This window comes from Gorillibacterium terrae (assembly GCF_051594785.1).
Taxonomy (GTDB): Bacteria; Bacillota; Bacilli; order Paenibacillales; family NBRC-103111; genus Gorillibacterium.
Genome location: NZ_JBPPGI010000003.1, coordinates 352,137 through 374,766, shown reverse-complemented (window position 1 = coordinate 374,766; position 22,630 = coordinate 352,137). Strand labels below are relative to the sequence as shown.

Sequence of the window (22,630 nt, the reverse complement as noted above, 5' to 3'; positions counted from 1 at the left end):
GCGCGGGACGAACGGAAGGGCGGCTCAGCTACGGAAAGGAGGCCCTGCCTTCCATGTATTCCGGCGGTTACCCGGTGATGTACCGGAAGCTTCCCCCGAGCGGATGGTCGCCCGCCATGGTGGAGCTCAACCAGAAGCTGCGTTCCCTCTGGTCGCAGCACGTGTACTGGACGCGGCTCGCCGTCAATAGCCTGATCGGACAATATGCCGATCAGCAGGCAGCGCTGGCGCGCCTGCTTCGCAATCCGAAGGATTTCGCCGCCGTGCTGAAGCCGCTCTATGGAGAAGAGGCGGCGAGCACCTTCGATCAACTGCTCACCGCCCATCTGTCCATCGCGGCCGAGCTGGTCAAAGCCTTGCGCGACGGAGATCAGGACAAGGCCAAAGACGCCAACCGGCGCTGGTACGCCAATGCCGACGAGATTGCGGCGTTCCTCGCCCGAATCAATCCCTATTGGTCCAAGGCCGAATGGAAAGCCATGATGGACCAGCATCTTCAGCTCCTGACCCAAGAGATTACCTCTCGCCTTGCGGGAAATTACACCGCGAGCGTGGCGCTCGGCGATCCGATCGAACAACAGGCGCTGGGTATGGCGGACGTCATGACCCGCGGAATCGTTCTGCAATTTCCCGCCATGTTCCATCTTTAATCGGGCAGGCCCGCCCGGGGGAGGCGGCGGATGCGGACAGCGGTACCGTCAGGAGCGCTGATCGTCTCGGAGACCATCCCCATCTCGCGGAGCATCAGCTCGACGATGGCGAGCCCGAGCCCCGCCCCCTTGCGCTCGGATGCGGACGCCATTCCCGGCCCCTTGTCCCGCACCTCGACGTATTCGTCCGGGGCTCCTCCGGGACCGACCGCTTCCGAGACGAGCGCAATGCCCGCATAGCGGCCTTCGCCGGCGTGCCGCACCGTATTTTGCAGCAGATTGTCCAGCACCCGCGAGAACAGCGCCGGGTCGGCTTGCCAGGTAATCGGCCGGTCGGGGGTGGACACGGTAAGCTCCATCCCGTTCTGCTCCAAGACCGGGTACCATTCGGCGGCATGCGACCGCAGCAGGCGGCCGAGCTCGACCGACTCCGGCTTGACCGGGTATTTTCCGGCGGCCAGCAGCGAATAGGACAAGAGATCGTCCAGCAGCCGGGCGATCTCCTCGGCTTTGGCGTCCATGAGCCGAAGGGACTGCCGTCCCTTGTCCGACAAGCCCTCCCCCTTCAGCGAGAACGCATGGCTGCGCAGAACGGTAAGCGGCGTCCGCAGGTCGTGCGAGAGGCTGGCGATCAGCTCCCGGCGCAGCGCCTCCTCCGCGGCCTCCCGCTCCCGCCCGGCCGCCAGCTCGGCGACCATCGAATTGAACGCGAACTCCAGCCGGCCGATCTCATCCTCTCGGCTGATCGCCACAGGCCGGGGAATTCCCCCCGCGGCGGCCTCGGGCGCCATCGCCTGCTCCAAGCGGACAAGCCGGCCCCGCAGCCGGAAGAAGAACCAGGTCGAGACGAAGAAGAAAGCGGCCAGCATCAGCAGCAACAGGCCGATGAACGCCCGCGTCTCGTAGACCGGTGTCTGACCGACGCCGAGCAGCCGAAGCGGCACCTGGAGCACCATGAAGCCCGAGTGCTCGTTCTTGCCGATAAACGCGACAATGGTAAAGGGGTCGGCATCGTAGCCTTCCTTCATGAACCGGATCGCATCCTCCGCCGACCATCGGGCCGGAAGGCCGGGCTGAGCCGGCAGCGCAAGCCGGGTGCCCCCTTCGCCGTCCACCCAGAACAGCGAAGCCTCCGGGTAACGGCCCTTAAGCTCGCGCAGCCGGTTGTCGACGGCACCTACGGACGCTCCCGCGAGAGCAGCGGCCTGCGCATGCCAATCGGCGGTCAGCTTCGACCGGCTTTGATAAATTTGCGGAATCTCCGGAGCGAGCGCATGCCCGGGCAGGGAAGTCAGCAAAGCGGCGGCCGGAATGAGCAGCGGCCAGAGCAGGAAGGCCATGAAGAGGATCATCAGATAGCGGAAGAGCAGCGTCTTGCGCCACTTGGTCTTCATGCCCGCACCCGGTAGCCGATCCCGCGGATCGTCTCGATGATCTCCGGCTGGCCCGGGTCCTGCTCCAGCTTCTCGCGCAGGTAGCGGATATGCACCATCAGCGTCTTGTCGCCGTCGAGAAAGGGCTCCTGCCAGACGGCCTCGTAGAGCTGCTCCTTGGTCAGGATGCGGCCCCGATGCCGCAGGAAGTATTGAAAGATCTGGTGCTGCTTGCCGGTGAGCCGAATTTCCTCGCCGGTCCGGGCGTCGACGATGCGCTCGGCCTCGCCGTAGACGAGCAGATGGCCGAGCGACAGTGCTTCTTCCTCCAGCCGTCCGAAGCGGCGCAAGAGCACTTCAATGCGCGCAGACAGCTCGTCCGGGTGAAACGGCTTCGTCAGATAGTCGTCGGCGAACTCCAGCCCGGCCAGCTTGTCCTCAATCGCCGTCCGCGCCGACAGCATCAGAACAGGCAGATCGGGCCGCGCTTCCTTGATCCGCTTGCCGAGCGTGAAGCCGTCCAAGCCGGGAAGCATCACGTCGAGAAGGACCAGGTCGCAGGCCGCCCGGCCGGCTTCCGCCGCGAGATACTCCTCCGGCCGAACGGACAGCTTGCCGCCGTCGGTCAGCCAGTCCACCTCGTAGCCCCGGCCGGTCAAATGCTCCTTCACCCAGCCGCCGATCTGGCGGTCATCCTCGACATAGACGATGCGTTTGCCCATCCGCCGTTCCTCCTCGCTGTTTTATTCCCAAGGCAGCCGGTCGGCCCGGCTCGGCTGGTCGTCCATTCGATCTTCGGCCTCCGCACCGCCCGGCGGGTTCTCTTCCGGACGTCCACCCGCCGGAGCACCCGCTTGCGCACGTTCCGCCCGGTCCCGCCAGCGCTCTTCCCGCTCGGCCACCGTGCGCCGGTCGGCCTCCTCGGCCATGCGGGCGACCACATCCTCGAACGGCTCCGGCGCGAGCAGCTCGACCGGCGAGATGCCTTTGTCGAAGCGGAAGACATCCCCTTCGATCAGCACAACATAGCGGCCGTTCAGCCGGGCGATGTGGACGCTCTTGCCGTACTCCTCCACCTTCGCGCGGATGTTTACGGCGTCCAGCTTGAAATTCATCTCATATTCCGGCTGCGTCTCGGCGATCCGCTGGGCCGCTTCCGCCACCTGGTCGTGGCTCCAGCGCTGCTGCAGCTCGCGCTTGTCGCCCGCGGCCCAGATTTCCAGCCGCTCCTCCTCGCGCCGCCTGGCCTGAACGGCGGGGCTGGCTTGAACCCGCGCCGGAGCTTCGTCGGCTTCACCCGCGAAGGGGTCGACGCCGGCCCGCAGCGGGTCCGCATCGGCGGCCTCCGCCCACGGAGGCGAGTCCTCCCCGGCTTCCCCGGGACTATGCGGGACAGGCGACTCCGGGACGTCGCCCGCAGGCAGCGCCTCGCTCCCCGCCGCCTCCTCCGCCGCTTCCGGCGCGTAACCGGCCTCGCCGCCGCCCCGCCACTTCGCGTCCATGTACTCCTGAACCATGTCCAGCATTTGCTCGGTGACGATGGCGGGCTTGGATTTTTCGTAGGCGACGTATTTCAGGAAATCTTCGAAATACCGGGCGTGCGAAGCCTGGTGGATCTTCAGCTCCTCTTCCTCCAGCATTCCCGGCTCCGGCATATAAGGATATTGGATCGACTTGATGCTGCGGGCGCTGATCGCCATCTCCACCTGGGAGACGAGGCTCTTCTCGTCGGCGATCCGGGCAATCTTCGGTTCGAAATCGCATTTCAGCACGAACACGAACGGCTCGTCGAAGTATTTGGTCAGCTTGGCCGATGCCACGATGAACGCGCCGCCGCGCACGGCGCTCGTATTCAGGTAGGTTCGGATCAGGTCATCGCTCACCGCCTGAAAGTCCTCGCGGGTGGACGCCTCGCGCAGCCGGCGGAACAGGTTGTAGTTGGGGTTCGAGGTGAGCTCGTGCCCCGGCTCGACGAAGAAGCGGCCGATCTTGGTCGGCGCTTGCTCGGTCTTCGGATTGCGCTCCGCCTTGCGCTTCAGAATCCGCTCCAGCTCGCCGTGAAGGAATTCCTTCAGCTCGCTCGATTCATAGCTTTCCCGGTGCAGCGTCTGATAATGGCGGTATGTTTTCGCCGCTTCCGGCTCTTCGCTTTCGCTCTGGATGACAAAAAAGGACAGGTACTGCATTGAAATGTCCATGAATTTCTCCTTCTGCCCGGCGGGTCATTTTGACGAATTGGGCCATGCTACGAAAATAACTTTACCCCCCTCGCGGGCAGACTGTCAAAGACATGCGGAAAGGAGGACGCGGCGTGGAAAAGACGGCGGACCCGGTGAAGGGCCGGGCGGCGGGCGGACCGGCTGCGCCTGAGAGGGGGCGGCATACCAGGTTCGGGAGGGAGTCGGGTGTCGGGTCGGGGAGTGAGCCAGATCCCGATACCCGGTCCGGGAGGGAGACTGAAGCGGCCTCGATCGACGAGGACAAGCTGCTCGCGGTCATGCGCTTCACGCTGATGATCTCCGTCCTGAACGGCTCCGTGTTCAACCTGGTGCTGCCCGAGATCGCCCGCGAATTCCGCCTGCCGCCCTCGCAGGTCAGCTGGATGGCGAGCGGCTACATGCTGGTCTACGCCGTCGGCTCGGTGGTCTACGGCAAGCTCGCCGACCGGTACCGGTTGAAGGGGCTGCTCACCTTCGGCCTGCTGTTCTTCGCCGCGGGCTCGTCCCTGGGCGCTTTCGCCCGCGGCTTCGGCATGATCGTCGCGGCCCGCGTGCTGCAGGCGGCGGGCTCATCCGTCGTCCCGGCGGCGGCCATGCTCGTTCCGGTGCGCTGGTTCCCGCCGGAGCGGCGCGGCCGGGCGCTCGCCTCCAACGCGGTCGGCATCGCCCTCGGCAACGCCGCCGGTCCCGTTGCGGCGGCGCTGATCGCCGGACCGGCCGGCTGGCGCTGGCTGTTCCCGCTCGCGCTCCTCGGCCTCGCCGCGCTGCCGTTCCTGAGACGGCTGCTCGCCGCCGAGCCCGCGCGAAGCGGTCCCCGCACGGATTGGCTCGGCGCAGCGCTCCTCACTGGCGCGGCAGCCTGCCTGCTGCTCGCCGTGACCCGCTCCGCCTGGCCGCTCGCTGCGCTAGGGGCCGCTCTCGCCGCGCTGTTCGTCCTCCGCATCCGCACGGCCAGCGCTCCGTTCGTCGACCCCGCGCTCTTCGCGGCCCGCCGCTACTCGCTCGGCCTCGCCGTCGCCTTTGCCGCCAATGCCGTCGGCTTCTCGCTGCCGTTCCTCATGCCGCAGCTGCTGGCCAAGGTCAACGGGCTGTCCTCGGCCCGCGTCGGCTGGGTCATGCTGCCGGGCGCGCTCGCCTCCGTGCTGCTTGGCCGCCGCGGCGGGCGCTTCGCCGACCGGCACGGCAACGCTGCCTTGCTGCGGCTGGCCGCTTCCCTGCAGGCGGCCTGCTGCCTGCTGCTGTCCACCTTCGCCGGAGCCTCGTCCGTCGCAACCGGCGCCATCTACGCCATCGGCTACCTCGGCCAGACGCTGATGCTGGTCGCCCTGTCCGGCACCGTGGCCGCGGCCCTGCCGCCGGAGCAGGCCGGGGTCGGGATGGGGTTGTTCTCGATGCTCAACTTCCTCTCCTCGGCCGCCACCGCCACGCTGATCGGCAAGCTGCTCGACCGGCAGCCGAGCCGGGCGCTCAATCCGTTCCAGACGAATCCGGCGGCTTACGGCTTCAGCAACCTTTTGGCCGGAGAACTCGCCGTCATCGCCCTGATCGTAATGGCCTACCGCTTCATCGGCCGGCCCAAACCTTAGCCTAGTTAATTCATGGATCGACACCCTGCCGACACTTGCCCGGAGGCGGGCCGGGCCCTTATACTGACCTATAATCCTGTCCGTCAGAAAGGTCGGTTGATTCATGATCCCTCCGGTAACCGAAATCCGCACGAAGCTGAACCGCGAAGAATTGAAGGCGTTCACCAAGCACAGCCTATGGACGAAGAGATCGCAAAAGTCTTACCTGATCATGGTTCTGATATCGCTGTTTTGCCTGGTCGGGGCGTTCATGGGGGAATATCGGCTCCTGGCCGCTCCGCTCATCTTCCTGATTTTCTTCGGAGCGATCTATTTTAAGTTCGTTCGGGGAGCGGACAAGAAGCCCTTCCAGGAAATCTCCAACTTCTACCGGCTCGAGCCCGAGCAGTTCTTCAATGAAGCGAGCGCCGCAGGCAAGCAAAGCACCGTCGCCTTCCGTTGGGAGCAGGTTCACCGGATCGACGAGACCCCTACGCACTTCTATGTCTATCAGCACACCAATGCGGCCCACGTGCTTCCCAAGCGTGACTTTCCCGACGGCACCGCAGCGCTGTGGAGCGACTATCTCAGCACTCAGTTGAAGGGGAAATACGACCGCTTCGGCGTACGAAAAAAGTAAGCCGCGCCGCCTTCCCGACGACTCCGGAAGGTCCCTGCCGAAAAATAACGGTTTCCACATGCCCTAGGTTCTGCTATTCTGACTTACGTCCGGCTCCGTAAGGCCGGTCCGCGGTTCGGAACCATCCCGCGTCACCAAAACTAGGGAGGAAATCGCCATGCTGTTCAATTTTTTCTGGGGTCTTCTGTTCGTCGCAATCAATTTTGGCTTGTGGCTGCTCGCTTACCGGCTGTTCGGCAAGACCGGGTTGTATGCCTGGATCGGCTTTGCCACCGTGCTCGCCAACATTCAGGTCGCCAAGACCATCCCGATGCTCGGGCTCGTCATGACGCTGGGCAACACCATCTACACCACGATCTACATGTGTACCGACCTGCTCAATGAGAAGTACGGCTCGAAGGATGCCAAAAAGGCGGTCTGGTTCGGCTTCTTCAGCCTCATCGCTTCGACCGTCATGATGCAGATGGCGCTGTATTTCGTGCCCGCGTCCGAGGATTTTGCCCAACAGCCGCTCGAGGCCCTGTTCGGCTTCCTGCCCCGGGTAGCGGCCGCCAGCCTGGTCGCCTACTTCTGCAGCCAGTTCCTCGACGTGCGCATCTACAGCCGCCTCAAGCGGCATTTTTCCCGGTACAACCAGCTTTGGATCCGCACCAACGGCAGCACCGTGTTCAGCCAGATGGTCGATTCGCTGATCTTCTGCACCATCGCCTTCGCGGGCGAGTATTCGTTCGGTGTCTGGCTGCAGATTCTCGTCACCACCTACCTGTTCAAATTTGTCATCTCGGTCGCTTCCACGCCGGTGATGTACCTCGCCCGGAGTTTTTCGTTTCCGGAATCCGACCCGGCGGCGGAGCCCGCATCCGGCGTCAATCCCGACTAACCCCCCCGCTGATCAAACGGCCATCTGGCGACCGGATCGGCCCTTCTGGAAAACCGGAGCTAACGGACTCTGTCCGCGGCCCCGGTTTTTTTGCGCTGCCTTCTGCAGGTAATAGGGAGAGTAGGGGAACCTTTTTCCCGATTGTGACGATATAGAGGTGAATGGCCATTCAGAAAGGAGCAGCAAGCCGTTGGAGCACGAACAATTGGAAGCATTGGTGCGCGAGCACGGAAAAGCCGTCTACGGCTTCTGCCTGCGGCTCGCGGGAAAGCAAACGGATGCGGACGATCTGTACCAGGAGACGTTCGTGAAGGCGGTAGAGCTGAACCGGGAGCTTGACGGCGGGCGCAACCCGAAGGCGTTCCTGCTGTCCGTCGCCGTCGGGCTCCACCGCAACCGCCGCCGCAAGGCCGCTTGGCGGCAGCGGATCGCGCCGGTCGGAGAATTCGTCGAGGAAGCCGCTGCCGCCCGCGACGAAACCGCTTCTCCGGAGGAGGCGCTGCTTCTCCGGGAGCGGCGGAACCGACTCCTGGGCGCCGCCGAGCGGCTCGACGAGCGGCTGAGGATTCCCCTGTACCTCCACTACACGGCCGACCTGTCCGTCGAGGAAATCGCGGCGCTCCTCCGCATTCCTCAAGGAACGGTGAAGAGCCGGCTGCATAAAGCGCGCAAGCGAATCAAATCCCTGCTGGAGGCGGATCCCCTTGAACCCTTCTAACGACCCTTTTGAAGAACGACTGAGACAAGCCCTCCGCCCCTCTTCCGAACCGGCGGAGGAGCTGAACCGGCGAACGATTATCAGGATGAAGGAGAGAATGCCCTTGAAACCCGCACGCAAACGCAAACGTTCGGTGGCGCTGATCGCCGCCGCCATCACCCTCGCCTTGTCCGCCACGGCCCTCGGAGCCGCCCGTTTGCTCGACGCGACGCAAGTGGCCGAGCAGGCCGGCGACTCCTCCCTGGCCAAGGCCTTTGCCGGCGAAGACGCGGTGAAGGTGAACCAATCCGCCGAATCGGGCGGCTTCCGGTTCACCCTGCACGGCCTCGTGTCGGGGCGCAGCCTGAGCAGCTTCGCCCGCGAGGAGGCGGCCGGACTCCAGGCTGACCGGACCTACGCGGTCGTCTCTATCGCCCGGACGGACGGCAAGCCGATGCCCGCCACCTCGGACGACGATTACGGCAAGACCCCGTTCTTCGTCTCCCCGCTCATTCGGGGCGAGAAGCCCTGGCAGGTGAACATCGCCTCCATGAAGGGAGCCTACCACGAGTTCGTCCAGGACGGCGTGCAATACCGGCTGATCGAATGCGACGGCATCGAGCCCTTCGCCGACAAGGGATTGTATCTCGCCGTGAACAGCGGCACGTTCTATGACAAGAAAGCCTTTGTCTTCGATGAGAAGACTGGCGAGATCGCGCTGAGTCCGGATTATTCGAAAGCGCATGCCCTGTTCCCGCTGCCGGTCGATCCGGCCAAGGCCGATCCGGCGAAAGCGCAGGCGTATTTGAAAGAACTGCTAAAGGAGCCCGCTAACGAGAATTCTCCGTCGCCCACAGCCACGGCTCCATCCGAGGCCGACAAGAAGCTGGATGAGGCATGGCGGAAGGATTTGGAGAAGGGAACCGTTATCCCCGATTCCGTCAAGGAAATGACCCTCGGCGAGGACGGCATGCTTCACTATGACTACAAAGGGCAAACCAGCACCTCGGTCGCCCCCTATGTCCTGTTTAAGGACGGCCAGACAGGGGATTCCGAGTTTATGCAAATAAGCGGCAGCCCCGAGGACGGCGAATACCTGGCGATGCGGTTTCATCGGGACGAGAAGGGCATCATCACCGGGCGGATAATCCGGTTCCACAGCGATCACGGCATCACGCCTCCGGCTGAGTCCGAGACTTCCCAGTAGCCGGGGCAGAATGCGGGGTCGGTGTCTCGCAGGCTTAAGCTGAACCCGCCTTGCTCGTTCCCTATGCTCCGTGCGATACCTTATATCTTCCTGCTGCAAGCCTAAACCGCAAGCAAAAGGCGCCTCTGAGGGCGCCTTTTTCGTCTTAAATAGGAACGATGCCAAACCATCGGGTTCGGAGCCAAGCCTGCCCGCCGGTCCCCGTCAGCCCTCGCTTCCAGCTGCCGCCGTCCGCTTGCTGAACTGGCTGCGGTACAGGTCCGAGTAGAATCCCCGCTTCGCCAGCAGCTCGCGGTGGCTGCCCTGCTCGACCAGCCGGCCCTCATCCAGCACGAGGATGCGGTCGGCGTTCTGGATCGTGCCGAGCCGGTGGGCGATGACCACGCTCGTGCGTCCCTCCATGAGCCGGCCCAGCGCCTCCTGGATGCGCACCTCCGTGACCGTGTCGATGCTGCTCGTGGCCTCGTCGAGAATGAGGATCGCCGGGTCGGCGAGGATGGCCCGGGCGATGGACAACAGCTGCTTCTGCCCCTGGCTGATGCCGCTGCCGTCGGCGTTCAGCAGGGTGTCGTACCCCTGCGGCAGACGGGCGATGAAGCCGTGCGCCCCTGCGGTTCGGGCCGCCTGTTCCACCTCCCCGTCGGTTGCCGTCAGCTTGCCGTAGCGGATGTTGTCCCGCACGGTCCCCTGGAACAGAAAAGCGTCCTGGAGGACAAAGCCCATGCTCTGCCGAAGGCTTCGCCGCTTGACGGTCCGCGTGTCCCGCCCGTCGAGGGTGATCGCCCCCGCGCTCGGGTCATAGAACCGCGACAGGAGCTGGACGACTGTGGTCTTGCCCGCCCCTGTCGGGCCGACCAGCGCCACCGTCTCCCCGGGCCGGGCTTCGAAGGTGATGCCTTCCAGCGTCGTCCGGCCGGCCTCGTAGGCGAACGAGACGTCCTCAAAGCGGATCGCTCCGCGAACCTGGGCGAGCTCGCCCGCCTCTGCCTCGTCGTCTTCCTCCTCGGGCTCCTCCAGCACCTCGAAGACCCGCTCCGCCCCGGCCACCGCGGACAGGAAGGTGTTGAACTGGTTGGCCAGGTCGTTCAGCGGCCGGGTGAACTGGCGGGCGTATTCGGCGAATGTCAGGATGACGCCCACCGTGATGGCACCGCGCAGCGCCAGCGCGCCGCCCACTCCGGCGATCAGCGCGAAGCTGACGTTGTTCAGCATGTTCATCAGCTTCGGAATGAACCCGGAATAGGTCTGCGCGTAATAGGCCGCATGGCGCAGCCGTTCGTTCTTGACGGCAAAGTCGGCCAGCACCCGCTCCTCCCGGGCGAAGGTCTTGACGATTCGCTGGCCGGACAGCGTCTCCTCGACGAAGCCGTTCAGATCGCCGATGCTCTTCTGCTGCTCCTTGAACAGCGGGCCCGTTCGGGAGGTAATCCACTTCATGCCGAGGAACATGACCGGCACGATGACGAGCGTCACAAGCGTGAGCAGCGGACTCAGCCAGAGCATCAGCGCCAGCATGCCGACGAAGGTCAGCACACTGGACAGAATCTGGATGAACGAGGTGCCGAGCGTCTGGCTGACGTTCTCGATGTCGTTGGTGAGCCGGCTCATCAGCTCGCCGTGCCGCCGCTTGGCAAAGTAGGAGATCGGCAGCCGGTGCAGCTTGGCGAACAGATCGCGGCGCAGCGTGAACACCGTCTCCTGGGAGATGCCGATCATCCAATAGCTCTGCAGCCAACCTGAAGCGAGCTGGAGCGCGTAGACTCCGAGGAGCGCCATCAGCAGACGAATCAAGCCCTCTGCACTTTTCCCCGCCGTAAAATGGTCGACCGTCCGCCCCAGCAGGTAGGGCGCGAAGAGGCTCGCCGCGGAATTGACCAGCACGAGTGCCAGGATGGCGATCAGCAGCCGGCGGTGCACGGCCAGATACGCCCAAATCTTGCGCAGGGTGGCGGCGCTGTTGTTGGGGCGCTGCTTCGGGCGTCCGCCGCCCGCTCCGCGCGGACCGCCCGGACTGCCCGGACCACCTGAACCGCCCGGTCCACCCGGTCCGCCGGATCTGCCCAGTCCGCCTCCGGTCTGCGACCCCCCCGGTCTATTCGCTGAACTCATGGGCCGTCGCCTCCCTTCCGCCGAATTGCGATTCGACGATCTTGCGGTACAGCGGGGAGGTTTCCAGCAATTCCTCGTGGCTCCCCTGGGCGGTCAGCCGCCCGTCTTCCAGGATCAGAATGAGGTCCGCCTCCATCGCCGTGCTGATCTTCTGGGTGATCAGCAGCGTGGTGCAATCGTAGCCTTCCAGCGCCTGGAGCAGCCGCGCCTCCGTCTTCAGGTCGAGCGCGCTCGTGCTGTCGTCGAGCAGGAGCAGCCGCGGACGGCGGATCAGCGCCCGCGCAATCGACAGCCGCTGCTTCTGCCCGCCCGACAGGTTTACGCCGTTCTGTCCGACGAGCGTCTCGTACTGCTCGGGCTGGCGCATGATCGTATCGTGAATCTGTGCGTCGCGGGCCGCCGCGGCCAGCTCCTCCGCCGTCGCCTCCGGCTTGCCCCACAGAAGGTTCTCGCGGATCGATCCCGAGAACAGCTGCACCTCCTGCGGCACATAGCCGATCTGGGCAAGCAGGTCCGATGCGTCCAGCCGGGCAATGTCCGTCCCGTCAAAGCGGATGCGGCCTTCCTGCTGCTCGTAGAGCTTCGGAATCAGCTGCATGAGTGTCGTCTTACCCGATCCGGTCGCCCCAAGGATTGCCGCCGTCTGGCCGGCCTGCACCGAGAAGCTAACGCCGGCGAGCGCCGGCTCAGCTTGGCCGGGATAGGCGAACGAGACATTCTCAAACGCGAGGGAGGCGGCTCCTTCCTTGCGCGGCTCGATCGGCGACAGGCGATCCATGCCCCGCGCGCTGCGGTCTTCGGGCATCGCCAGCACCTCGCGGAGCCGGCCCCACGATGCCCGCGCCCGGGAGGCGCTGGATAGAATCCAGGAGAGCATGCCGAAGGCGCCGGTAATCCGCGCCGCGTAATTGACCACGGCGACGATGTCGCCGACGTTCGCGCGGCCCGCCCCGACCTCGCGGCTGCCGAACCAGAGAATGAACAGGATGCACAGGTTCATGACGAACAGCAGCACCGGAATGGTGAGCTCCATCCAGCGGCTCGCGGTGACGGTAACCGCCTTCAACTCGCCGCTCGTGTCCGTAAACCGGTCGACTTCATGCTTGGACCTCACCAGGGCGCGAATCCAGCGCATACCGGTCAGGTTCTCGCGCATCACCCCGTTGGTCCGGTCCAGCTTCTCCTGGACGCTCTTGAACAGACCGAAGCCTTTGCGGATGACGACGATCATGGCGGCGACCAAGAGCGGCGTGACCAGGATCAGCGCGAACGAGACGCGGAATTCCAGCGTCAGGGCGAGCGTCAGGCCGCCGATCATCATCAGCGGCGCCCGCAGCATGACCCGAAGGGCCATAAAGACGATGTTCTGCACCTGCGACACGTCGTTCGTGATCCGCGTGATGAGCGTCGAGGCCGGGAACCGGCCGAATTCGGCGTAAGACGCCCGCTCCAAGCGTTCCATGAGGCTTCCTCTCAGGTCCGCGCCGACTCCCTGGCTGACCCGCGAGGCGTAGAAGGAATTAATAATCCCCGAGAGGAACCCGACGAGCGAGATGGTAAGCATGAGCGCCCCGTAGCGGACGACGGCCTCCATCTCACGGGGAACGATCCCCTGGTTGATAATCCGTCCCATCAGCATGGGCGACCACAGCTCCACGGCCAGCTCGGCCAGCATCAGCACCAAGGCGACGGCGGCCGCCTTGCGGTAAGGTTTAATAAACGATGGCAGGGTACGCACTCTACGACCTCCGCTTCACTGAAATCAACTTCAAATGTCAAAATCCTCCGATGGGAGCTATTATAGCACAGCAATTAGTTGCGTGAGCAACCAAATTTGCACAGCCCGCAACTTTTGCTTGAGGAAGGCAAACCCGGGTGAAATAATGGAGAAAATCGGTAAAGGATGTGACTGGATGCGTCGCCATTTCCTCGCACGCGAAGAAGGATTCTCCCAGCATATTCTCGAATGGGAGCCCGCTGTCCCGACTGAAAAGCTGCCTCTGCTATGCGTTCACGGCAATCTGTCCAACGCAAAATGGTTCGAGTGGATCGGCGAGGAGCTTGCCTCCGGGCGCAATAGCCCGGCCAGAAGGGTGTTGGCTCCGGACCTGCGGGGACGAGGAGACAGCGGCCTTCCGGCTGAGGGTTGTTCCCTGCGCCATATGGCTTCGGATATCGATGCGGTGCTGGAGCACTTCGGCTTGGAAGCCGTCCATGTCCTTGCCTATTCGCGGGGACTGGCCTATGCTCTGGAATTTGCCCGGCGGCACCCCGGCCGAATCTCGGGCCTCGTGGTCGGCGATTATCCTCCGGTCCACCGGCCGCTGCCGGAGTCCTGGGCGAAGGAGAATGAAGCGGCTTGGACGGACTTCCCGTCCTGGGAGGCGGTTTATGCGGCCGATGTCGGCCTCTACTCCTCAAGGGAGGAGTTCGAGCGGCAGAAGGAACGAGCCTATCGGGTATCCGAGAACGGCCGCTCCATCCGCAAGCGGTACGACAGGGAACTGCCGCGCCGCCTGCAACAGGATTCCGAGAATGTCGAGCTCGCTCCCGCGCTTGCGGCCGTTCAGGGTCCGCTGCTGGTGCTGAAAGGGGAAGACGAGCTGGGGTCGGCCCTCTCCGAGCCGGAACGGGCCGTCTACGAGCCCTATCATCCCGCCTGGATTCGAGTCCGGGGAGCCGGCCATAATGTAGTCGACCCCCTTCCCCAGGTCCGGGACGCGTTGTGTGCCTTCTTCTCGGAACTCGATTAGCCTTGAACAGACGAGCACCGATGCGGGCTGAATTTCCTTAGAAGGCCTTTCATGTGGTCAAAAAAGCGCCGCCCCCCCCCATCAGGCCCTTACGCGGGCAAAAAGCCTCCTTCTCCGGCCAGAACGCGCGGGGGAATGGAGGCTTTTTCGAGCGGATTGGGAATCCGATTCCTTCTTACAGCTTGACGGTCGAGTTGAGGTTGACGTCCTCTTTGCCCTTGCCGGTCAGCTTGTGGAAGAACCGCTGGGCCATCTTGCTGATGCTGCCGGTCTCCCAGTATTCAACCGTGTCGGGCTCCACCTTGATCAGGACGAGGTTGGGGTCTTCCGGGGTCGTGTCGAGAAATTTGGCATAAGCCGCGTTCCAGAACTCCTTAACCTTCTCCGGACTGGTCACCAGCTCGGCGCGGCCGCGTACGGACACGTACGATTTGCCGACATAGGATACGTTGACTTCCGGATTGTCCTTCAGCTCGTCGTACTTGTTCGTGTCCTTTTTGGTCAGGAACCACAGGTCCCCGTCGAATTCTACTTCCTGCGTCTTCATCGGACGTGAAACCAAGCCCTCGCTCGTCACCGTCGTGAGCATGGCGGTATCGATGCCTTTAATCAGGTGCCGAACGGTCTCGATGGCCTCGTGATGGTCCTGATGGTCAACCGGTTTATTGGACATCTGTTCTCACCTCATTCAAATTGTCGGTTTATGCTTTCTCCGCTACTTTACCCAAAATCTGCTTCGGCTAACCCGGCTGCTACCTCCCGGTGGGGACCGACGGAGAAATCGGCTATATGAAAACCGTCCCTGTTCCCGCGCCTGCATCCGGGATAAACTGAGCGCTAGGAGAACAAGAAAGGTGGCCTTCCTTTGCCGAAGTTCCTGTAATGGTTATTCAACCGAATCGCGCATCGCGCCCGAGCCAACCCCTCACCGAGAGCTTGACGGGTGACGTATGCCCATTCACGGCGAGCGCCGTCCGCAAGCGGACGACGCCTGTCCGATTAACCATTACGGGGAAACACGGATCAAAGCCATGCCTCGGGCTCTTTCTATAAGTAGAACCCTCCGAAGCCAGCACGTTCTCCTTGGACTGGCTCGCCGTCGTTCCCCCGTTATACCCGGGAGGAACGGATACCATGTCAACCTTAAAGCAACCCGCTCGCGGCTGCCGCTGCGAGATTATTCCTACAGATACGCCCCGCGTGCTCACCCGCTGCCGCCGCTGCAAGCGGAGCACGGAGTTTTACTGCTCGGAGAACTTCCGCATGAACGCCCAGCAGAAGACGCTCGACGTCTGGCTGATCTACCGCTGTACCCGCTGCGACAGCACCTGGAACCGCGAGATCGTCTCCCGATTGCATACGGACGCCCTCGACAACGAGCTGAGGAAACAGTTCGCCGCGAACGACCGCGAGACTGCCTGGCGCTATGCCTTCGAGATCGACCGGCTCCGCCGCCTTACGGACGGAGTCCAGACCGGTATCCCTTACCGCTTGGAGCTGGACCATTCTCTGCCGGAAGCCGGCCTTTTCTCCCTCGTTCTCGCTTGCGCCCACCCGTTCGAGCTTCGACTGGGCAAAGTGCTGGCCGAGCTGCTCGGGGTATCCCGCAGCGAGCTGGAGCGGTGGGCCGAAGCCGGACGGCTCCGGTTCGATGACCCCCGGCTCACGCTGCGCAGCAAGCTGACGGCGGAGGTCCGAGTCGCCGTGGACCGCGGCGAGCCTCGGCTGCCGGACGGCCGCTGACCGCGGCGAGCCTCGGTTGCCGGACGGCCGCTGACCGAGCGCCCGCCCCGGCCAACGCAAGCTGCACGCCCCATTGCAACGCAAACAGGCTGTTCCCCATCCGCTCGGATAAGGGAACAGCCTGTTCGATTGAGCGGAGTTATTCGCCCGCCAGTGTAAATTCGGAATCCATCATCTCCAGCTTGCCCTTCAATTCCTTGCTCACATAGACCTTATGGTCCTTGGTGATGAAGATCGCTTCGACGTCGGGGCGGGAGTCGACGTAGTCGAGTCCCTTTTCCAGGCCGTAAGCGAAGACCAGGTTGTCGAGCCCTTCGCCCGTCATCGCTCCGTCGGTGATGATCGTCACGCTGGCCAGCTCGTTCTGTACCGGTGCGCCGGTCGAGCTATCCATGATGTGGTGGTACCGGACGCCGTTCTCGATGAAGAACCGTTCGTAGATGCCCGAGGCGACGATCGCCTTCGGGCCCGTCTTGATCGTCCCAATCGTGTTGCCGCGCGATTTATCCGGATTCTGGATGCCGATGTTCCACTCGCTTCCGTCCGGCTTCACCCCGACCGTCAGCAGGTTGCCGCCCATGTCGACGATGGCGCTGTCGAAGCCCTTCCCTTTCAAGTAATCGGCGATCAGGTCGGCGGCGTAGCCCTTGCCGGTACCGCCGATGTCGAGGGACATGCCCGGGCGCTTCAGGAACACCGTATGCTTGGCCTCGTCCAGAACGACATCCCGGTAGCCGACGAGCGCCTTCGCCTTGGCAATCGCAGCATCATCGGGCTTGTGTTCGCCCCCCTTGCCGATGGCCCAGAGGTCGACGAGCGGACCGACCGTCAGATCGAAGACGCCGCTCGACTTCTGCGAATCGGTCAGCGCCGCCTTGACGGCCGTAAACGCCTGGGGCGACACCTCCACCGGCTCCCGGCCGGCCTTCGCGTTGACCTTGGCGATGTCGCTGTCGGCGTTTTCCCGATTCAGCCAGCGGTCGACGTTATTCAGAATGTCCCCGATTTCCGTAAAGTTGTCCTTCGTCACCTTGGCATCGTAGACCTTCACCGTGACGACCGTGTCAAAAATGTAATACGTCTCACTCACCGGCAGCTGCGGAGACGACGATGCGCCCGCCTGGGGCGACGCTCCATTCGAGCTTTTGCTGCATCCGCTTGCGGCGAGACTCAGGATCAGAATCAACAGCACGGGCCATTTCCCGCTGAATTTAGTAGCCATATCGGCCCTCCTGCCCCAGCGCTCCTCCAGGGAGCATTTCTTTTTTCCTTCTCATTATGGTAGGATGAAAGCAAATGGTCAAATTTAAAGTTGTGACAATTTTAATAGGCGGGTCCCGTTCCCCATCGTCAAGCCCGGGAGCGGCGGCGCGCCCTTTTCGGAGTGACTGCCATGCTTAAGCTGTTCAAAAAAGCCGACCTCATCCTTCTCGCCGCGGTCCTGCTGATCGCTTCCATTATCATGGTTCCCCTCCTGCAAAAAAATGACGCTTCGGCGAACGGAAAGCTGTTCGCCCGGATCACCGTGGACGGCAAACCGTACAAAACCGTCGAGCTCGGCCCCAAGGAGCAGGAGCTGGAGATTCGCACCTCCTACGGCTACAACCTGCTCAAGCTGCACGACAAGGGCATCCAGATGATCGACGCAGACTGCCCCGACAAGCTCTGCCTGACGTTTGGCAACGTCAAAGCCGTCGGCCAGACGATTGTCTGCCTGCCGCACCGGCTGATGGTCGAAGTGGTGAGCGATGCGGGCGGAGGAGGCGGTCTCGATGGCGTTGCGTCCTGACGGAAGCCGCGAGGAGCTGAAGAGAGCGGCGATGGTGGCGATCCTGGCCTCGGTCGCCGTCGTGCTCGGCATCGTCGAGTCGTTCATCCCCTTCGCCATCGCCGTCCCGGGGGCCAAGCTCGGGCTCGGCAACATCATGGTGCTGACCTGCCTGTACTACTTCAAGGGGCGCGACGCGGTCGCCCTCATCGTCTTGAAGACGCTGCTCACCTCGTTCATCCTCGGAACCTTCTCGACGTTCCTGTTCAGCTTCTTCGGCTCGATGGCGAGCTTCCTGGTCATGTTTGCGCTGCTTCGGGTGCGCAAGGACTTCTTCAGCCTGGCCGCTATCAGCATCATGGGCGGCATCGCCCACAACCTCGGCCAGCTCGCCGCGGCGGCGCTCGTGCTCGGCACGACGTCCATCTTCTTCTACCTGCCGCTGCTGCTGGTCTCCGGCGTGGTGACCGGCTTCTTCATCGGCGTGGCCGCCACCTACCTGATCGGCTCGCTGGACAAGCTCGGCCTCTTGCAGCCGGCGGGAGGTGTCCGATGAACGCAACCCCTACCGAACCACCGATGATCCAAGTGGACAACCTGAGCTGCGCCCATGAGCCGGGCGGTCCCGACTTCCTGAGCGACATCTCGTTCTCCGTGTATCCGGGCGAATGGGTGAGCCTCGTCGGGGCCAACGGCACCGGCAAGTCCAGCCTCGTCAAGCGGCTGAACGGCCTGCTTCCGGCGAGCGGCGGGCGCATCGCCGTCGACGGGATCGAACTCGCCGACTCCACGCTCGGCGACATCCGCGAACGGATCGGCATGGTCTTCGCCAATCCGGACAATCAGTTCGTCGGCCTGAACGTCGCCGACGACATCGTCTTCGGGCTGGAGAACCGCTGCCTGGACCGGACGGAGATGGCGGCCCGCCTCGCGCGTTACGCGGCGATGCTGGGCATTGAGGCCTTCCTGGACCGCCATCCGGCAGAGCTGTCCGGCGGACAGAAGCAGCGGGTCGCCCTCGCGGCGGTGCTGGCGCTGGAGCCGAAGGTTCTCATTCTGGACGAGGCGACGTCCATGCTGGACGAGCAGGCCAAGCAGGAGATCCTCGCCCAGCTCCGGCAGATGCGGGAGACCGGCCGCTATACCCTGATCTCGGTCACCCACGACACCGATGAGATCCTCGCCACCGACCGGATGCTGGCACTGGCGGACGGCGGCCTGGTGGCGGACGGCAAGCCGCGCGAGCTCTTGGCCGATCCCGCCCTGCTGGAGCAGCTTCGGCTCCGCCCCTCCTTCGCGATGGAGCTGGCCGCCGCCCTCCGCGAGCGGGGAATCGCCGTTCCCCCGCGCCTGAACGAAAGCGAATTGATGGAGGCGCTGACCCAGTGGCACTCACCTTCGAACAAGTAACCTACACCTATAAGGGCGGAGGCGGACGCCAGACGGGGCTAAACGGCCTCGACCTGACACTCGCCGAAGGCCGGTTCATCGCGGTGCTCGGCGCCTCCGGCTCCGGCAAATCCACCCTGCTGCAGCACTTTAACGGCATCCTGCTGCCCGACGCCGGGCGGATAAGGGTGCTCGATTTCGTGCTGGAGCCGGGCCAGTCCGGCAAAGGGCTCAAGCCGCTGCGCCGGCAGGTCGGCCTCGTGTTCCAATTCCCCGAGCAGCAGCTGTTCGCCGAGACGGTCGAGAAGGACCTGATGTACGGTCCGCTCAATTTCGGCGCGGGCGAGCGGGAAGCCCGGGAAGCGGCGCACCGGGCGGCAGCGGCGCTGGGGCTCGGCGAAGAGCTGCTCGGCCGCAGCCCCTTCCACCTGAGCGGCGGCCAGATGCGCAAGGCGGCCATCGCCACCGTGCTGGCCTCCGACCCGGAGGTGTTGGTGCTGGACGAGCCGGCCGCCACGCTCGATCAGGCGAGCCGCGACGAGCTGCTCGGGCTGCTCGCGGGGTTGTGCCGCGAGCGGGGCAAGACGGTCATCCTCGTCACTCACCGGCTGGAGGAGGTCCTGCCTTACGCCGAGGAGTATGTGCTGCTCGCCGAGGGCCGGACGCTCTTCCACGGCGCTCCGCACGAGCTGCTCGCGAATGCCGGCCTGATGGACCGAGCCGGAATCGTCACGCCCCCGGCGGTCCGCTTCCTGCAGGAATTCGCCGAGCGCTTCGGCGTGCCGTTCCCCGAGGGCCCGTACCCGACCGGGCGGCTGGCGGCTTATATCGCCGAGGCGCTCGAAGCACAGGCCGGAAAGCCCTCCCCCCAGTGAGGACCGAAAGCGCCCTTCTGCCGGCCGCAGCGCATCAGTCGGCTTCGGGCAAGCGCGCCGGTTGATGCGAGATCTCGCGGGGACGCGGGAATTCCCGCCACCGAAATTCCCGCGTCCGCTTCGCAGCCTTTGCCAGTTATCCCCGTCGAAAGGAGCTTCCGCATGGCCAATCGCATGATCATGGGCAAATACATTGAGACCGGCTCCCGGATTCACCGGCTGGACCCCCGGGCGAAGACGCTGGCCATGCTGCTCTATATGGCGGCGGTCTTCCTCGTCCGGTCCACGGCCGAGCTGGTCTTGCTCGGCGTCTTCTCGCTGGCGATCATGGCCATGACCCGGATTTCCTTCCGGACCTATCTCCGCTCGCTCCGGCCGCTGATCTTCCTCATGGTGTTCATCTTCCTGTTTCATGTGCTGTTCGATACCGGTGGGTCATGGGCCGTCAACCTCGGTCCGGTCAAGCTCTATTCCGGCGGCCTGCAAAAGGGCTTCCTCTCCGTCGCCCGCATGGTGCTGTTCGTCGCCTACACGGCCGTGCTGACCCTGACCACCCCGCCCCTGCTGCTGACGCAGGCGCTGGAAAGCCTGATGAAGCCGCTGGCCTTCCTCCGCATCTCGCCGCGCAAGGTGACGCTGATGCTGACGACTGCGCTGCGCTTCATTCCGACGGTCTTCGAGGAGGCGCAGAAGATCCTCCGCGCCCAGGCCTCGCGCGGCATGGACCTGGCCGATCAGAACCTGCTGCAAAAGGCGCGTCTCCTGATCTCGCTCTTGGTTCCGGTGACGGCCCAGGCGATCCGGCGCGCCGCCGAGCTCGTCGACTCGATGGAAGCGCGGGGCTATCGCCTGCATCATCCGCGCTCCCGCTTTCACGAGCTGCACTGGGGCCGGGGCGATACCCTGCTGATCGCGGCTACCTTGGCCGTCGTGCTGCTCACGGTTTGGATCTGAGCGGCAACCGGACGCCGCCGCCAATCGTAACGAAAGAAGGCACACCGCATTCCGAACGGACCGGAATGCGGTGTGCCTTTTCTTTTTTACCGGCGTTTACCCGCGCGGGCCCGCGGTTCCCAACCGATTGACGGCGACGGCGAGCGCCTGCACCGAAGCGTTCATAATGTCCTTGTCGATTCCCGCTCCCCAATAATACCGGCCTTCCTGAACGATGCCGATACAGGCGACGGCCTGGGCCGCCGAGCTTTTGCCGAGCGAGTATTCCTCGTATACCTCCAGATGAAAGTCCAACGCCGCGTATGCCTTCAAGGCCTGGCACACTGCGTCCAGACTTCCGTCCCCCTGGCCCTCGATGTCGATCGGGTCGCCGCCGCCCGCCTGCACGGTCACGAAGGCGATATGTCCCGGACCGCGGCCCAAGCGGTAATCGAGCACTTGGAACCGGGGATGATAGGCCAGGTATTCGCGCTCGAAGACCGCATAGATCTCCTCGGACGAAAGCTCCTTCTGGCGGGTATCCGATTCCCCTTTCACGCAGTAGCCGAGCTCTTCCTTCATGCGGTAAGGCAGCTTGATGCCATAAGCCTGGTCGAGCACGTACCCGATACCGCCCTTGCCCGATTGGCTGTTGATGCGGATCACGTCCGTTTCATAGCTTCGGCCCAGATCGGCCGGATCGACCGGAAGATAGGGAACGTCCCATTTGTCCCCAGCCGCTTGTCCGCGGGCCTGCATGCCCTTGGCGATGGCGTCCTGATGCGAGCCGGAGAAGGCCGTGAAGACGAACTTGCCCGAATAGGGCTGCCGTTCATGCACGGTCATCCTCGTCACCCGTTCAAAGGTCTCGCAGATGGACGGCATATCGGAAAAGGTCAATTTCGGATCGACGCCGTGCGAATACAGATTCATCGCCAAGGTGACGAGATCGACATTGCCGGTTCGCTCGCCGTTGCCGAATAAGGTTCCCTCCACCCGCTCGGCGCCGGCCAGGATGCCGAATTCGGCATCGGACACCCCGCTGCCGCGGTCGTTGTGCGGATGGATGGACAAAACGAGGCTGTCGCGGTCGATCAGATGCTTGCTGAAGTACTCTACCTGGGCCGCGAACACATGCGGCATGGCATTTTCCACGGTGGTCGGGATGTTGATGATCGCCTTGCGGTCCGGGGTCGGTTTCCAGATCTCCAGGACGCTGTTGCAGATCTCCAGAGCGTAGTCCACTTCCGTGCCCGGAAAGCTTTCCGGACTGTACTGGAAGTAGAACTCTCCTTTCGTCCGTTCCGCGTATTGCTTGACCCACTTGGCCCCGTCTACCGCGATCTGCTTCACTTCTTCCCGGGATTTTTGGAAGACGAGCCGGCGCTGAGCCTCCGAGGTGGAATTGTACAGATGTACGATCGCTTTGGGAGCGCCTTCCAGCGCTTCGAAAGTCCGGCGGATGATATGCTCGCGGGCTTGCGTAAGCACCTGGATGGTAACATCCTCCGGGATCATCCGCTTCTCGATCAAGGTGCGCAGGAACGCAAATTCCGTATCCGATGCCGCAGGAAACGCCACCTCGATCTCTTTGAAGCCAATGTCCAGCAAGAGCTGGAACAACTCCAGCTTCTCCGAGAGGTTCATCGGAACGGGCAGCGCCTGGTTGCCGTCCCTTAGATCGACGCTGCACCAGGCGGGCGCCTGGTCGATCGCGTCCTTCTTCACCCAATCGCAGGTATGGACGGGCGGCAAAAAGTATTTTTTCTCATATTTCTGATAATTAAAGCGATTCCTTGAACTCATGAAGCACCCTCCTCTCGAAAATA

General features: G+C 63.6%; 21 protein-coding genes and 1 pseudogene. 13 read left to right on the top strand and 9 right to left on the bottom strand.

The genetic code is table 11. The features are described 5' to 3' along the window. The first annotated feature begins 53 nt into the window (after positions 1–53). Positions 54–650 (top strand): acetylglutamate kinase, encoded by a 597-nt coding sequence (locus tag ACSEXS_RS14270; protein ID WP_438433904.1) that lies wholly within the window; start codon positions 54–56, stop codon positions 648–650. On the opposite strand, the gene ACSEXS_RS14265 is transcribed toward ACSEXS_RS14270, so the two are convergent. From ACSEXS_RS14265 to ACSEXS_RS14250, 4 genes and pseudogenes are all read right to left on the bottom strand, one after another. Next, positions 647–2,044, bottom strand: coding sequence for a sensor histidine kinase (locus ACSEXS_RS14265; RefSeq protein WP_438433903.1), 1,398 nt, complete (start codon positions 2,042–2,044; stop codon positions 647–649). The genes ACSEXS_RS14270 and ACSEXS_RS14265 overlap by 4 nt on opposite strands. After that, on the bottom strand, positions 2,041–2,745 hold the full coding sequence (locus ACSEXS_RS14260; protein WP_438433902.1) for a response regulator transcription factor: 705 nt from the start codon (positions 2,743–2,745) through the stop codon (positions 2,041–2,043). Before ACSEXS_RS14260 ends, ACSEXS_RS14265 begins: the two co-directional genes overlap by 4 nt. A gap of 21 nt (positions 2,746–2,766) precedes the next feature. Beyond that, a complete protein-coding gene (locus tag ACSEXS_RS14255; RefSeq protein WP_500796482.1) occupies positions 2,767–3,348 on the bottom strand; it encodes a DUF3900 domain-containing protein in 582 nt (193 codons plus the stop codon). A 147-nt stretch (positions 3,349–3,495) separates the two neighbouring features. Next, positions 3,496–4,221, bottom strand: a pseudogene (locus ACSEXS_RS14250) (DUF3900 domain-containing protein); the annotation flags it as partial. A 113-nt stretch (positions 4,222–4,334) separates the two neighbouring features. Here ACSEXS_RS14250 and ACSEXS_RS14245 point away from each other — a divergent pair. The 5 genes from ACSEXS_RS14245 to ACSEXS_RS14225 all read left to right on the top strand — a co-directional run bounded on the left by ACSEXS_RS14245 (position 4,335) and on the right by ACSEXS_RS14225 (position 9,231). Further along, a complete protein-coding gene (locus tag ACSEXS_RS14245; RefSeq protein WP_438433901.1) occupies positions 4,335–5,828 on the top strand; it encodes an MFS transporter in 1,494 nt (497 codons plus the stop codon). A 103-nt stretch (positions 5,829–5,931) separates the two neighbouring features. After that, the gene (locus ACSEXS_RS14240; RefSeq protein ID WP_438433900.1) at positions 5,932–6,447 is read left to right on the top strand and encodes a YcxB family protein; all 516 of its coding nucleotides are present in this window, start codon (positions 5,932–5,934) and stop codon (positions 6,445–6,447) included. Positions 6,448–6,607: 160 nt separating this feature from the next. Continuing rightward, on the top strand, positions 6,608–7,327 hold the full coding sequence (locus ACSEXS_RS14235) for a queuosine precursor transporter (RefSeq protein ID WP_438434045.1): 720 nt from the start codon (positions 6,608–6,610) through the stop codon (positions 7,325–7,327). A 190-nt stretch (positions 7,328–7,517) separates the two neighbouring features. Continuing rightward, positions 7,518–8,045: an RNA polymerase sigma factor gene (locus tag ACSEXS_RS14230; RefSeq protein ID WP_438433899.1), complete on the top strand. Its 528-nt coding sequence runs from the start codon at positions 7,518–7,520 to the stop codon at positions 8,043–8,045. A 103-nt stretch (positions 8,046–8,148) separates the two neighbouring features. After that, positions 8,149–9,231, top strand: coding sequence for a hypothetical protein (locus ACSEXS_RS14225; RefSeq protein ID WP_438433898.1), 1,083 nt, complete (start codon positions 8,149–8,151; stop codon positions 9,229–9,231). Between the two features lie 204 nt (positions 9,232–9,435). On the opposite strand, the gene ACSEXS_RS14220 is transcribed toward ACSEXS_RS14225, so the two are convergent. Both ACSEXS_RS14220 and ACSEXS_RS14215 read right to left on the bottom strand, forming a co-directional pair. After that, the gene (locus ACSEXS_RS14220; RefSeq protein WP_438433897.1) at positions 9,436–11,340 is read right to left on the bottom strand and encodes an ABC transporter ATP-binding protein; all 1,905 of its coding nucleotides are present in this window, start codon (positions 11,338–11,340) and stop codon (positions 9,436–9,438) included. Next, positions 11,324–13,078: an ABC transporter ATP-binding protein gene (locus ACSEXS_RS14215; protein ID WP_438433896.1), complete on the bottom strand. Its 1,755-nt coding sequence runs from the start codon at positions 13,076–13,078 to the stop codon at positions 11,324–11,326. Before ACSEXS_RS14215 ends, ACSEXS_RS14220 begins: the two co-directional genes overlap by 17 nt. 175 nt (positions 13,079–13,253) lie before the next feature. On the opposite strand from ACSEXS_RS14215, the gene ACSEXS_RS14210 reads away from it, so the two are divergent. Beyond that, positions 13,254–14,093 (top strand): alpha/beta fold hydrolase, encoded by an 840-nt coding sequence (locus ACSEXS_RS14210; protein WP_438433895.1) that lies wholly within the window; start codon positions 13,254–13,256, stop codon positions 14,091–14,093. 175 nt (positions 14,094–14,268) lie between these two features. Here the strand turns inward: ACSEXS_RS14210 and ACSEXS_RS14205 are convergent, their stop codons facing one another. After that, entirely contained in the window at positions 14,269–14,766 is a 498-nt protein-coding gene (locus tag ACSEXS_RS14205) for a pyridoxamine 5'-phosphate oxidase family protein (protein ID WP_438433894.1), read from the bottom strand. A 461-nt stretch (positions 14,767–15,227) separates the two neighbouring features. Between ACSEXS_RS14205 and ACSEXS_RS14200 the strand changes: the two genes are divergently transcribed. After that, positions 15,228–15,836, top strand: coding sequence for a DUF1062 domain-containing protein (locus ACSEXS_RS14200; RefSeq protein ID WP_438433893.1), 609 nt, complete (start codon positions 15,228–15,230; stop codon positions 15,834–15,836). Positions 15,837–15,975: 139 nt separating this feature from the next. On the opposite strand, the gene ACSEXS_RS14195 is transcribed toward ACSEXS_RS14200, so the two are convergent. Then, positions 15,976–17,058 carry an FAD:protein FMN transferase gene (locus ACSEXS_RS14195; protein ID WP_438433892.1) on the bottom strand — a complete coding sequence of 361 codons (1,083 nt, stop codon included), beginning with the start codon at positions 17,056–17,058 and terminating at the stop codon, positions 15,976–15,978. 171 nt (positions 17,059–17,229) lie between these two features. Between ACSEXS_RS14195 and ACSEXS_RS14190 the strand changes: the two genes are divergently transcribed. From ACSEXS_RS14190 to ACSEXS_RS14170, 5 genes are all read left to right on the top strand, one after another. Further along, on the top strand, positions 17,230–17,625 hold the full coding sequence (locus ACSEXS_RS14190) for a NusG domain II-containing protein (RefSeq protein WP_438433891.1): 396 nt from the start codon (positions 17,230–17,232) through the stop codon (positions 17,623–17,625). Continuing rightward, complete coding sequence (locus ACSEXS_RS14185; RefSeq protein ID WP_438433890.1) at positions 17,609–18,160, top strand: Gx transporter family protein; 552 nt, start codon at positions 17,609–17,611, stop codon at positions 18,158–18,160. Before ACSEXS_RS14190 ends, ACSEXS_RS14185 begins: the two co-directional genes overlap by 17 nt. Beyond that, complete coding sequence (locus ACSEXS_RS14180) at positions 18,157–19,014, top strand: ATP-binding cassette domain-containing protein (protein WP_438433889.1); 858 nt, start codon at positions 18,157–18,159, stop codon at positions 19,012–19,014. The genes ACSEXS_RS14185 and ACSEXS_RS14180 overlap by 4 nt, the downstream gene beginning before the upstream one ends. Further along, positions 18,990–19,868 (top strand): ATP-binding cassette domain-containing protein, encoded by an 879-nt coding sequence (locus tag ACSEXS_RS14175; protein ID WP_438433888.1) that lies wholly within the window; start codon positions 18,990–18,992, stop codon positions 19,866–19,868. Before ACSEXS_RS14180 ends, ACSEXS_RS14175 begins: the two co-directional genes overlap by 25 nt. 162 nt (positions 19,869–20,030) lie before the next feature. Next, positions 20,031–20,822: an energy-coupling factor transporter transmembrane component T family protein gene (locus ACSEXS_RS14170; protein ID WP_438433887.1), complete on the top strand. Its 792-nt coding sequence runs from the start codon at positions 20,031–20,033 to the stop codon at positions 20,820–20,822. A 96-nt stretch (positions 20,823–20,918) separates the two neighbouring features. Here ACSEXS_RS14170 and ACSEXS_RS14165 read toward each other — a convergent pair whose 3' ends face one another. After that, the gene (locus ACSEXS_RS14165) at positions 20,919–22,607 is read right to left on the bottom strand and encodes a 2-isopropylmalate synthase (RefSeq protein WP_438433886.1); all 1,689 of its coding nucleotides are present in this window, start codon (positions 22,605–22,607) and stop codon (positions 20,919–20,921) included. Positions 22,608–22,630: the final 23 nt, after the last annotated feature.